We start from the raw sequence: 13,026 nt of genomic DNA, 5'->3' as shown, positions 1-13,026 counted from the left end.
TTTGTTATGTATACTTATAGTTTATCAAAAACTATGCACTTAGCGAACTATCTACGACAATTGAAATGACTTCACCTCGGAGCAAGTTTGAGGCACAATAAGACATTCCTGGAATTTTTGTATTATGTCGAAAAATATTGTCGTTAAAAAAAATAATGGTGGCACAATTGCACAGAATAAACGTGCACGCCACGATTATTTCGTTGAAGAAAAATTTGAAGCAGGACTTTCACTACAAGGTTGGGAAGTCAAATCGTTACGTGCTGGACGCATGACCATCACTGAAAGTTATATTACTTTTAAAAACAATGAAGCGTATCTTTTTGGTGCTCAAATTCAACCATTGTTAACGGCTTCTTCACATGTCGTACCTGAAGCGACACGTACACGTAAACTGCTTCTTTCTCGCCGTGAAATTGAAAAGCTCATGGGCGCAATTAACCAAAAAGGTTATACCTGCGTTCCACTTGCATGTTATTGGAAGGGTCGTTTGGCGAAACTTGAAATTGCTTTGGTAAAAGGTAAGCAATTGCATGATAAACGAGCAACTGAAAAAGACCGTGACTGGCAACGTGATAAAGCCCGTTTATTTCACAAGTAATTTTAAATCACTCTTTCAAACAAAAAACCTCCAAAATTCGGAGTTTTTTTGTTTTTAGATAATCAATTTAGCAAAACTTTAAACTGCCATAACAGTTCGATACTACTTTTTGGTTACCCAATTGTTGATTTTGTAACTTAAAATAGACAGGATTGACTAAAGTAGAGGAATTTAAGTCAGCTTGAATTGTTGATGTTAGTGGGTTATCTGCCAATAAACTTATTACATCAGTTAAATATCTGGCATTGGCTTTAGGCTTATTGACATAATCAGGTGTTAAAGTTTGTGTAACGCGTTGAGCAACCTGAGCTAAAATTGCATCATCAAGAATAATCGGTTGTGTAACATTCAACTTACCAAGTTGTACTGGATCTGCAAAAGACATCCACCACCCTTTTTGTGCCACATCAGTATTACCACTCATTTGACTTAGACTGGTCTTACCAGCATCTGCCGTACTCACAGTTGCTCCTGGCCACAATAATGCAATAGATTGTAAAGATAAATATCCGCCTGTACCTGTTAATGGAATATTGTGAAACATACTTAAAGATTGTTCAAAGTCGATACTTAAATTTAAATTTGTAATCGCTGAATCTTTGCCCATTTTAAATTTGGCGGTATCTTTCAATGCTGTAATAAGACCACAACCTCGACCACTCACGTTATTACAATTCAAATCAACTTCCAAAACATCATTTGTAAATAAGCTCGATGAGTATTGCCCTGCACTATCAGCTGCAATTGGAATTTTACTCAATACTGTTCTAATGTCATTCACCATTGCTTTTGTCTGGCGTGTGCCATTAATCGTGAATGGATTAATCGTGAAATCTGTTGAAACCGAAGGAACTGTAATCCCTGTTGAAGCTGTAGATGTTGGCTTACTGCTAAAATTAATATCGGTATCGGCTAATCCACACCCCCCGATTAACCCTACACATAATCTTGCTACACCACCCAATTGCTGAGTCTGAGTTAGACCAAATGTAGTTTGTTGTGTATAAGCTGTACCCGTCGTCCCCGCAATTTGCATAAATCCACTTAATCGTTGAATTCCGTCTGTTGTAGATGCAACTGAATTATTTTCTAATCCTGCAGAAAGTAAGGCGTTAATTTTCTCTGCACTAAAGCGTAGACCTTTAATTTCACGAGTTGAAGATGACGTTGGGTTGCTAATTGCAAACTCCATAAATGGATTGGTAATTTTCCCACTCGTTGCTGCACGTCCGTTGTCATATACAGGTACGCCATTGCCGTCATAAGAACTAGGCAAACCACTCAAGGCTAGATTTTTAATATCAATATCACAAGCACCTGCACCATTTACACCACCACAACCCAATTGTAGATTTTTAATATTGGCATTGAGCTCAAGTTCAGCCTCCACCCCCAATTTATAAAACCCAATATTATTACCCGTAATATTTTTCATTGGGTTCTTAGCATCAGTCGGTGCAAGATAAGACAGACTCATTAAAGCTTGCCCCTCTACTTGTGACATTTCTTTATCAGATAATTCAGTTAATTGTTTTGCATCAGCGAAAGTATTTTGCATCCCTCCCAATACGAGAAAAGCGCAAAATGAACGTTTAAATGTTGTATGTCTAACCATTAAAATAACACTCCATTTTATTTTTATAGCTTAATTTTAGTTTTATTGAATAATTATCAAGCAACAATATAACATCAGCATTGGCAATAAAACACATAATTGATAATCCAATCACACTTTATCCTTAAACACACATGTTTAAAAATTATTTATTTAATAAAATTTCAATTAAATTAAAATTTTAACAATCTATTGTTTAATTTTTCTTATTAGCATTTTATGACATACCACTTATCTGACAACCAAATAAGAACAAAAAAACGAGGATAATCCTCGCTTTGCATATATTGATATTTTGAATCATACAATAATGATTAACCACTTATTTCATTGATCTCATGTAAGATTATTCATAATGGGGTTATTCTATTTAAGACTTGAGCAATATACTCACCAAAATACCTTGCTGTTTCTAAATCACCCGATGGTGGTGTTACTTCAGCAGATGCATTGTCCGATTGAGTCATCAAGCCTAGAAAACTCGACATACGATTTAAATCTGCCCCACTACGCCCTGTTGGCATCATGGGTAAGCCTGTCCATAACATACCATGTTGCATGGCAAAAAGATTAATTTGCTGTAAAACTGCTAGTTTATCACCACTTAATCCACCTCCATTGGTAAACGCTGCTCCAAGTTTACCTTGCCATGAGCGTGCCAACCAACGCTTTGAAGACTGTTCCATAAATTGTTTTAAATTTGAGGTCAGACTCCCCATATACGTTGGACAGCCGAGAACAATCGCATCTGATTGATCTAAAGCGTCCCAATCAACCGCATCAATTTGCATTAAATGCACAGTCATTCCTGACTGAGTTACACCTTGTGCAATATATTGTGCAACTTTTTCAGTATGACCATAGGGACTGTGATAAACGATTGCAACTGAACGGAAAGATAAGGACATATCAATAAAAATAAACAAATTTAGTTCAGTTTAACATTAATTATTGCATAAAGACGAATGTTGCCATACGTCCTGTCTTGGCATCACGGCGATATGAGTAAAAGTCTTGATCTTGCCCATAAGAGCACTGATCGCCACCCAATACCATTGTAATACCCTGTAAATTTAAAATATAACGAGCAATTGCATAAAGATCTGCATAGAACTTTCCATCCTGTTCACCTGCTTTAAACGCAGTTTCAAGTTCAGGATATTTATGACAAAAAGCCGTTTTTACTTCTGCACCAATTTCAAAACATGGTTGACTAATCGCCGCTCCCATCCATGCCCAAGTCGGCTGGCTCTTCATTTCAGTAATGGTGTTTTCAATAATACCACCTGCTAAACCACGCCAACCTGCATGTAAATTGGCAATTTCTGTACCATCAGCATTGCCTAAAACTATAGGTAAACAATCGGCTGTCATCATCATTAAGGCATGTTGCGCAGACTGTGTCACCAAACCATCGCCAATTAAGGCTTCAAAACATATTTCATTATTAATTGTATGACAAATAGTACTGTGTGTTTGAGTCATCCAAGTGATTTTATTCACACCGTATTCAGCAAAATCATCGAGTAAAATCATCCGATGTTGCTGTACACGTTCAGGCAAGTCATTGACATGCAATGCAAGATTAAATCCTGCGAGTTCAGGCTGTTCTGTTTCTAATGCTTTGGCATGTTGAATCTGTGTTTGCCCTACATAGACCCCTTTCGGCAACCCTTGAACAAATTGCATATCAATCTCCTGATGATGTGATGGATGCATCCCAATTGATGTTATCCATGTCCTTTTCAAAATGCCATTTTCATTGAATGGCATTCCAAACCTACATTCAAACTATGTATCAATAGGCTTTATTTTCAGTACGTAAAATTTCCAAAAATTCAGTGAAGTCTTCAGCCCAAGGCGCTTCAAACATCATTTCCTCTTTAGTTTTAGGATGAACTAAGCCCAGTTTAGTTGCATGTAATGCCTGACGTTTAAAGCCACGCAATGCATCCGTTAAGGTTTCAGATGCGCCTGCGGGCACTTTTACACGGCTCATATACACAGGATCACCCACCAATGGGAAACCTAAATAACTAAAATGCACACGAATTTGATGGGTACGTCCCGTTTCAAGTTGCGCCTGCACACGAGTAAAGTTTTGAAAACGCTCTTTGACATTAAAATGCGTTACCGCATCACGTCCACCCGGTAGAATCGCCATTTTAATGCGGTCTACAGGATGGCGTTTAATCGGCTCATCAATGGTGCCACCCGCAATAATGTTGCCATAGCAAATTAAATCATAAATACGGTAAACCGTTTTTCTAGCCAATTGTTTGCTAAGTGAAAACTGAGATTCGAGATTTTTAGCCACAACCAAAAGACCACTTGTGTCTTTATCGATACGATGTACCAAACCTGCGCGCGTCAATTCGGCAGCTTTTGGGTAGTGATAGAGCAAGGCATTGACAAGTGTACCATTCGGATTACCCGCCCCTGGATGTACAACCATACCAACAGGCTTGTTGATGACCATAATATCGTCATCTTCATAGATAATATTCAATGGAATATTTTCAGGCTGCGCTGCAGTTTGTACCTCAAGTTCAACTTCAAGCGTTAACATTTCAGTGCCTTCGCACTTATATTTTGGCTTAACGATGTTACCATTTACCAACAAATGGCCGTCTTTCATCCATTGCTTGAGTTTTTCACGAGAAAAGTCATTCCAAACTAGTGCTGCCACTTGGTCAATACGTTGCCCTAGATAGCTTTCATCCAGTTGAAATTGCAACGATAAACGTGTTGCAGTTGAAGCGGAATTATGATTATCTGCATCCTCAGAATCTTCGAGTAAGAAGTCATTTTCTGAAAAGTTAGAATTAGAAGATTGTGCTGAAGTCATTTGCTCATTCGGACAAAAGTGGTTTAATAGCGCAATTGTAGCCTATTGCCCGTATAAACAGAGGAATTTTTATGTCGCTACCACGTTATAAAGTTACGATGCTCGCTGTATCTTTGGGTTTAGCAATGGCTTTAGTCGGCTGTAGCAGTAATCCAAAGAAAGAGATCGTTGACACTGGGCCACAATCTAGTGAAAAAATTTATTACGATAGTGCGATGAAATCCCTCAGTAAAGGGCAATATGGCGATGCTGTAAAATCATTAGAAGCCATTGATACATATTACCCAACGGGGAATTATGCACAGCAAGCACAGCTTGAACTTTTATATACAAAATTTAAGCAAAAAGATTATGAAGGCGTAATTGCCCTTGCAGATCGTTTCATTCGTTTAAATCCACAACACCCAAATGCTGACTATGCGTATTACATTCGTGGTGTGGCAAATATGGAAATGAACTACGATAGCTTGTTACGTTATACATCATTGCAACAATCGCACCGTGATGTCAGCTATATGAAAGTCGCTTATCAAAACTTTGTCGATTTTATTCGCCGTTATCCAAGCAGTCAGTATGCTGTAGATGCTGCGCAACGGATGAAATTCATTGGTCAGGAACTTGCTGAAAGTGAAATGAATACCGCACGTTTTAACATAAAACGTAAAGCATATTTGGCTGCAATTGAGCGCGCTCAGTGGGTGATTGAACATTATCCACAATCTCCACAAATACCAGAAGCTTTGGCAACAATGGCTTATGGCTATGAAAAATTAGGCGATAAAGCAACAGCTCAACAATATATTGAAACACTCAAACTCAACTATCCCCGCTTAGTTAAATCTAATGGCGAAGTGAATTTACGTGCTGCACGTAATGAAGGCAGTTGGTGGAATAAAGCAACGCTTGGTATTTTGGGTCAAAAAGCTGAAAACGTAAATACAGCAGAAACTGTAGTGAATAGTGGTACAAAAGCACCGAGTACTCAAAGCACAGATCCAAGTTTTTTAAATCGTATGAGTTTTGGTTTACTTGATCGTCCTGATCAAAGTACAGCACCAAGTGATTATGCACCTGCGGGTGAAAGTCTATATGACAAACAACGACCGCAGAATTAAACATTCGATGCATTCAATGGTGATTTAAAACATCGTTGTTCAAAATAAGTACCAAAAAAAGACAGGCAATATACCTGTCTTTTTTGTTTTATGGGCTGAACTCTTTTTCTGTTAAACTGACCATCCCAGTTTAACTTTGTTCATTCGGCTTTATATTTATGGCAATTCCTCAGCACACTATTGACCAAATTCTTGATCGTACAGATATTGTCGATCTTATTGGTCAGCGTGTGAAATTGAAAAAAACAGGACGTACCTACTCAGGTTGCTGCCCTTTTCATCAGGAAAAATCGCCATCGTTTCATGTCTATCAAGACAAACAGTATTTTCATTGTTTTGGTTGTCAAGCCAACGGTAATGCCATTCGCTTTTTGATGGATATTGATCATCGCAACTTTATTGATGTGATGAAAGATTTATCGAGCCAAACTGGTATTGAACTGCCAAAAGACAATGTCGATAATAAAAAGCTATCGTATAAACGTGAAGCACCGAAACCAAAGACACAGATTACAGCAAATAACAACACACAAAATAGCAGTGCTCAAAAAACCGTACCGCAAAACCAACCTGTAGATATATCATCAACATCTTTTTTTGAGATCGATCCTTTTGAGGCTTTTCAAAACACGCCTGATTATGATGGCATGTATGAGCATGATTTCAATGCTGAGCTACAAATACAACAGGAAGGAAATCTTTACGATTTACTTGAAAATGTCGCTCAATTTTACGAGAAACAATTACCACAGAGCAAAATTGCACAGCAATATTTTAAAAAGCGTGGGCTCAGTTCTGAAACCATTCAATATTGGCGCTTAGGCTATGCCCCTGAAGATTGGCAACATCTTGAAAAAGCCTTTCCTCAAGATATTGAAGGGCTTAAACTGGTTGGCTTAATTCGTACGAGTGACAATGGTCGAGAGTTTGATTTACTTCGTGAACGGGTCATTTTCCCCATTCGTGATGTCAAAGGTCGTGTCGTTGGCTTTGGTGGTCGTGCGCTGAATGATGAAATAAAACCCAAATATATCAACTCACCTGACTCTGAAGTTTTTCATAAAAATCAGTTGTTATACGGGCTATTTGAAGGTCGTAAGCAAAAAGCCAATCAATGGTTGATGGTTGAAGGCTATATGGATGTTATTGCGCTACAGCAATATGGCATTTATGGTGCAGTGGCAACACTCGGTACAGCAAGTAATGCTGAGCATTTAACCACATTATTTAAGCAAAATAATCAAATTACAATTGCCTTTGATGGTGATGCTGCAGGACAAAAAGCCGCACGGCGAACACTTGAAATTGCACTGCCATTACTCAATGATGGTCGTGAATTAAAGTTCTTTGTTGTACCTAAAGAGCATGATCCTGACTCTCTAATTCGTAAAGAAGGCATCGAAACCTTTCATAAACTTTGGCAAGGCTCACCACTATTATCAGACTTTATGTTTGCTTTGCTCAGTCAAAATTATGACATCACCACGCCTGAAGGTAAAAGTCAGGTAATGGCTGAGCTCAACCCACTGGTTGAGCTCCTTCCTAAACAGGGTTCATATCGTTATTTATTACGTCAGTTTTTTAGAGAAAAACTTGGTTTTAACAAAAAATGGCAACCACCCGCTAGCGTTGATGCATCGCTGTCATTCAACATCAGTATGCGTGATGAAGACTTTGCAATCGCTACATTAATGCATCATCCATTTTTATACATTCATTTTGAAGTGCTACGTGCATTACTACCAACAGATGAGCTACTGTCGCATATTTTAGCTATTTTTGACACTATCTTTGATCACTTACCCAATGACCAAGAACTCGCAACCTACTACATTTTAGGTGCGTGTAGTGCGTATCAGCATGAACTTGCAGCGATTATCCAACGTACCAACATTGAAACACTCATTGATGCACCCGAAATCGCAGATAATTTAGCTTCTGAATACTCTCTTGCTTTACAAGAAAAATATCTACGTTTAAAAATAAAGGCATCAACTACACTGATTGAAAAGCGTAATTTACGTCAACAACTCAATAACCTCACCAAACGGATCGGGCTAAAACTGACATTAAGCTAAATTATAGATCATCTTATTGACTTGATAAAAAGACGAGTCATAATAAAAAGCTTAGTCATAAATTTATTATGATTAAGCTTTTTATTATATTGCATATTCTTTGTACTTATTTTTATAGGTCAATCAAAGATTTAATGCGATTTTGGTTTACGCTGATGATCAAAAATTTCACTCAGATGTTCTTGCAACCATTCCAAATGCGATGGATCTTCATCTTGCGCCGCATTACGTAACAACATAGACGTTGGATGTAAAAGTTTTTGTGTCAAACGATGTGCAAAGTCTTCAAGCACTTTTTCTGCTGACTCACCTGCTTTTAAATGTTCCAAAGCAAAAGCCAACTCTTCCTGTGCCTGTTGTTCTCCGTGCTCACGATAGTGACTAATCACGCCACCTGCCTGATGAATTTTTTGTTGTGTCACCAATTGTGTCACTAACTGATTCACCATTATTTCAGCTTCTACAGCTGCTTGTCTACGCTGTGCGAGATTGTCATCAATCACCGATTGCAAATCATCTACACCATATAAATAAACACCATCTAGGCTATCTACTTTGGGGTCAATATCACGAGGTACAGCTAAATCGACCATAAGCATTTGCTGATAACGACGTTTCTTTAAAGCCACTTTGACATCTGTAAAAGCAATCACCTGATGCAAACTTCCGGTACAACTACAAATCACATCTGCACGGTGTAAATTGTTTGCAAGTTCATCAAATGGAATAATTTCTACTGAAACACGATGAGAAATTTCTTGTGCCAATGCTTCAGCACGTTCCTGCCCACGGTTACAAATCAAAATTTTAGCCACACCCATTTCTGCTAAATGTTTAGCAACAAGACTATTCATTTCCCCTGCAGCGACGACCATCACTGTCAATTTTTCAGGTTTACTAAAGACTTGTAATGCTAACTGTGCAACCGCATAACCCATCGAAACTGCATGACTTCCTACTGCTGTTTCTGAGCGCACTCGTTTGGCAGCATAAAAAGCATATTCAAAAATTTTATTTAAATCTTGCGAAACAGTATCAACATCTTTGGCAAGTGATAATGCTGTTTTTACTTGCCCAAGAATTTGTGGCTCACCCAGCATCAGTGAATCGAGTCCACTTGCAACACGCATTAAGTGTGAAACAGCTTCGGTGTTTTCATAGCGGTAAACATGATTGGCAAGTTGTTTGACATCAACACCATTGGTTTGGGCGAGCCAATCTAATACCATATCGGCATTATCTGCCATGGCATAGACTTCTGTGCGGTTACAGGTAGAAACCACGACCATATCATTTAAATGGGCGCACTGACTCTGCTCCGCAAGCAACGTTTTTAGTCTCTCAGGATTAAAAGCGATCTGCTCTCGAAGCTCAACTGAAGCAGTTTGATGATTGACGCCCAATGCAAAGAAAGACATATCAGATCATCAATTCACTAAAATTATGCTATTGTGCAATAAAGGTGTCATAAAAAGCATTACTTGGATAAACAAAAATTGCGTCAAATGAATAGCCGAAGTACCGGCACGACAATTAGACAGTATTCTACCACATTCTTACTTGTCGGTAGCATGGCTTCGAGTGCTCATATCCGAGCATCCGAACAGTTTTCTCATGCTCGTTCAAATACAGATGCCATTAAACAAAGCATGATTGCTGAATTTTCATTGGCTTACCATGATACTGCAACAGCATTGCACAACTATACCGTCTTGGCAATTCGTAGTAATTCAACTTCAGTTAAACAACGTGCTTTAAATATTGCCATTGAACAAAATGACTTACAATCTGCACTCGATATTGCCACTCACTGGGTTGTTCAAGAACCAGAAGACGTTCCTGCCAAATTTTATTTGGCACATATTGCGCTAAAATCACACGAATATGAACTTGCTGCCGAGACACTCGATAGTATTTTAACCCTCGATGCCAATGCTGACTTAGAAAAAATTCTAGAAGGTATTTCACCTGAGTCTGAAGAAGATCGTCAAAACCTACTTGACACTTTACGCACCAGTAAAGAGCGAGAAAATCCTTCTGTTTTAATTTTAATTGCGGGTCTTGAAGCACAGAACAATGAGATTGAACTCGCATTAAAAACCGTCAATAAAGCCCTCCGAAAACGTCCTAAAGTAACAGGCTTTATCCTAATGAAAGCCAATTTACTTATGGCTTTAGGCGATGATAAAGCTACGCTCAAATGGTACGAAACAAGTAGTAAAAAGCATAAGTATAATTTAGAAGTACGCCTTGCTGAAGTTCGCTATTTAATTAAGACCAATCAAGCTGAGTCAGCACTCGAAAAACTTGAAAAAATAATCAAAACATGGCCTGATGCAGAGGAAGCTCTGTTCATTGCAGGTTTAACTGCGATTGATTTGAAAAAATACGATCTCGCTGAACAATATTTGGTTGAACTGCGTTATTCGGCACGTTATCAAAATGAAGCCTATTACTATTTAGCAGTCAATGCTGAGCGTAAAGAGCATCTAGAAACAGCAAAAGCCTATTATCGTTTGGTCGATGGAAATTTATATACCGTTTCTCGGCGTAACTTGATCTCGATTTATGAACAACAAAATAAACTTAATGATGTTCTACGTTTTCTCACACAGGAACGAGTCAATTATCCGCAACATGCGAGCTTTCTTTATCAGGCACAAGCTGAAATTTTAAAACGCATGAACAATAAAAAAGCAGCATTGCGACTTTTGACTGAGGCTGTTAAAAACCTACCCGATGATCCTGAAATTTTATATTCAGAAGTCTTACTATTAGATCCCTTTACTCAAAGTGAACAACTTGATCGTTCTTTACATCAACTACTCATTTTAGAGCCGAACAGCCCCACATATCTCAACGCTTACGCCTACACACTTGCCCTACAAAACAAACGCTTAGATGAGGCTAGACAGTATGCAGAACAAGCACTTGAATTTGCACCCGATCAAGCCTCTATTTTAGATACCTTAGGTTATATTGCATTTTTACAAAATGATTTTGATACATCAGCTCAAGTCCTCGCTAAAGCATGGCAAATCAGCGGTAGCAATGCCATTGGCGTACGCTATGCCAAAGCGTTGTATATGCAAGGTGCACTAGATGAGTTTGAATCTGTTTTACAAAAAATAAAACAAAATCAACCTGACGATCCTCAATTACAACAACTTGATTCGTTATTGTTAGTCCCACACAGCAAAAAGAGTTAATTTCATTCATGCCATCATTGCGCCATACCCTTTTTATTTTAACCACTGTTTCAGGCTTAGCCCTCAGTGGTTGTCAAACTGTGACTAAAGCACCGATTCAACCTGTAACACCTCCACTCGGCACAGAGTCTGGTACATCTGAAGTCATTCAGAATAATTTTGATCTTCAAGGTAAAATCGGCGTTAAAACCCCACAACAATCAGGCAGTGCATTTTTCACATGGACGCAACATGCAGAAAAATTCGAAATACAACTCACTGGAATTTTAGGTATTGGGAAAACCATTATTGAAGGTGATGCCAATCAGGTGACCTTAAACAGTTCTAAAACAGGCGAAATTACTGCGGATAGTCCAGAAGAACTACTTGAACGAGCAACAGGCTGGATTGCCCCAATTAGGCATATTGTGAGTTGGGTACAAGCACGCCCTGCGACGACTGATGCACAGATCAACAAAGATGACTTTCAACGTATCAACCAAATTCAAGAAGATGGCTGGAATGTTATGTTGAGTTATGCCGATCAAGCCACATTACCCAACAAGTTAATTTTGAAACAGCAACTTGAAGGTGGTAAAGAAAACCGTATTACAATGGTAATACAAAATCGTTAATTCACCTTTATATCGAATATATCATCCATGATCAGAGTCCCTGCCCCTGCCAAGCTGAATCTTTTTTTGCACATTACCAGTCGTCGTGCAGATGGTTATCACGAGCTACAAACTATTTTTCAGCTTATTGATTTGTTCGATTGGCTTGAATTTGAACAAACAGAATATTCAAGTGAAAATGATGCCATTCACATTGATGGATTAAACAGCGTTGAGTTACAGCAAAATTTAATTTACAAAGCAGTCGAAATACTTAAACCCTTTGCTAAAGCACAAACAGGATTAAATATTCGCCTCGAAAAAAATATTCCAATGGGTGCAGGACTTGGTGGTGGCTCATCTGATGCAGCAACAACCCTCATAGTCGTCAATCAACTTTGGCAATGTGGATTAAGTATTGATCAATTGGCTGCTTTAGGTCTGCAACTCGGTGCGGATGTACCTGTATTTGTTCATGGACGCAATGCATGGGCAGAAGGCATTGGTGAACACTTATCATTCATAGACTTAGATCAAAAACAATACATAATCATCAAACCTGAGTGTTTTATCAGCACCCAACAGCTATTTTCACAAAAAACATTGACAAGAGATACAAAGCCTACTAAATTTTGCGCCTATCAGCTTAAGCCATCCAGTTTTGGAAACAACTTTGAGCCAGTGGCACGAAGTTTATATCCAGAAGTTGATGTAGCGATGCGGTACTTAGATCAGTTCGGTACAGCAAAGCTTACAGGTACAGGTGCTTGTGTTTTTGTTGAAGTCACTGAAAAAATGAATGTAAGTGAAGTGTTAAATCATTCTCCCTATAAAGCCTATTTGGTCAATAGTTTGAATGAATCTCCACTAATTCAATTTAAAGTGTAATGATAGGGGCGTCGCCAAGTGGTAAGGCACCGGGTTTTGATCTCGGCATCCGTTGGTTCGAATCCAGCCGCCCCTGCCA

The 13,026-nt window shown here is 38.5% G+C and carries 11 protein-coding genes and 1 tRNA gene; 7 read left to right on the top strand and 5 right to left on the bottom strand.

Annotated elements, in window-relative coordinates; translation table 11 throughout:
- Positions 1-124: 124 nt before the first annotated feature.
- Positions 125-601 carry an SsrA-binding protein SmpB gene (gene smpB, locus ACK2M2_RS10440; RefSeq protein WP_409512074.1) on the top strand — a complete coding sequence of 159 codons (477 nt, stop codon included), beginning with the start codon at positions 125-127 and terminating at the stop codon, positions 599-601.
- Between the two features lie 67 nt (positions 602-668).
- Here the strand turns inward: smpB and ACK2M2_RS10435 are convergent, their stop codons facing one another.
- The 4 genes from ACK2M2_RS10435 to rluD all read right to left on the bottom strand — a co-directional run bounded on the left by ACK2M2_RS10435 (position 669) and on the right by rluD (position 5,064).
- Entirely contained in the window at positions 669-2,159 is a 1,491-nt protein-coding gene (locus ACK2M2_RS10435) for a hypothetical protein (protein ID WP_419348155.1), read from the bottom strand.
- Positions 2,160-2,566: 407 nt separating this feature from the next.
- Positions 2,567-3,124, bottom strand: a complete 558-nt coding sequence (locus ACK2M2_RS10430; protein ID WP_419348152.1) for a flavodoxin family protein — start codon at positions 3,122-3,124, stop codon at positions 2,567-2,569.
- A 40-nt stretch (positions 3,125-3,164) separates the two neighbouring features.
- Entirely contained in the window at positions 3,165-3,905 is a 741-nt protein-coding gene (gene pgeF / locus ACK2M2_RS10425) for a peptidoglycan editing factor PgeF (RefSeq protein WP_409512071.1), read from the bottom strand.
- A 109-nt stretch (positions 3,906-4,014) separates the two neighbouring features.
- Positions 4,015-5,064: a 23S rRNA pseudouridine(1911/1915/1917) synthase RluD gene (rluD, locus tag ACK2M2_RS10420; protein WP_419348149.1), complete on the bottom strand. Its 1,050-nt coding sequence runs from the start codon at positions 5,062-5,064 to the stop codon at positions 4,015-4,017.
- 71 nt (positions 5,065-5,135) lie between these two features.
- On the opposite strand from rluD, the gene ACK2M2_RS10415 reads away from it, so the two are divergent.
- Positions 5,136-6,179: an outer membrane protein assembly factor BamD gene (locus ACK2M2_RS10415; protein ID WP_409512069.1), complete on the top strand. Its 1,044-nt coding sequence runs from the start codon at positions 5,136-5,138 to the stop codon at positions 6,177-6,179.
- A gap of 158 nt (positions 6,180-6,337) precedes the next feature.
- Positions 6,338-8,257 (top strand): DNA primase, encoded by a 1,920-nt coding sequence (locus ACK2M2_RS10410; protein WP_419348145.1) that lies wholly within the window; start codon positions 6,338-6,340, stop codon positions 8,255-8,257.
- A 131-nt stretch (positions 8,258-8,388) separates the two neighbouring features.
- Here the strand turns inward: ACK2M2_RS10410 and hemA are convergent, their stop codons facing one another.
- Positions 8,389-9,675: a glutamyl-tRNA reductase gene (gene hemA, locus ACK2M2_RS10405; protein ID WP_409512067.1), complete on the bottom strand. Its 1,287-nt coding sequence runs from the start codon at positions 9,673-9,675 to the stop codon at positions 8,389-8,391.
- A 78-nt stretch (positions 9,676-9,753) separates the two neighbouring features.
- On the opposite strand from hemA, the gene ACK2M2_RS10400 reads away from it, so the two are divergent.
- The 4 genes from ACK2M2_RS10400 to ACK2M2_RS10385 all read left to right on the top strand — a co-directional run bounded on the left by ACK2M2_RS10400 (position 9,754) and on the right by ACK2M2_RS10385 (position 13,026).
- On the top strand, positions 9,754-11,466 hold the full coding sequence (locus tag ACK2M2_RS10400) for a tetratricopeptide repeat protein (RefSeq protein WP_409512115.1): 1,713 nt from the start codon (positions 9,754-9,756) through the stop codon (positions 11,464-11,466).
- An 8-nt stretch (positions 11,467-11,474) separates the two neighbouring features.
- Positions 11,475-12,080 (top strand): lipoprotein insertase outer membrane protein LolB, encoded by a 606-nt coding sequence (lolB, locus tag ACK2M2_RS10395; protein WP_419348142.1) that lies wholly within the window; start codon positions 11,475-11,477, stop codon positions 12,078-12,080.
- A gap of 27 nt (positions 12,081-12,107) precedes the next feature.
- Positions 12,108-12,947: a 4-(cytidine 5'-diphospho)-2-C-methyl-D-erythritol kinase gene (gene ispE, locus ACK2M2_RS10390; protein WP_419348139.1), complete on the top strand. Its 840-nt coding sequence runs from the start codon at positions 12,108-12,110 to the stop codon at positions 12,945-12,947.
- Between the two features lie 4 nt (positions 12,948-12,951).
- Positions 12,952-13,026 (top strand) — tRNA-Gln (locus ACK2M2_RS10385).

Source organism: Acinetobacter sp. TY1 (genome assembly GCF_048551395.1).
Classification (GTDB): Bacteria; Pseudomonadota; Gammaproteobacteria; order Pseudomonadales; family Moraxellaceae; genus Acinetobacter.
This window is presented reverse-complemented; position numbering and strand designations above follow the sequence as displayed.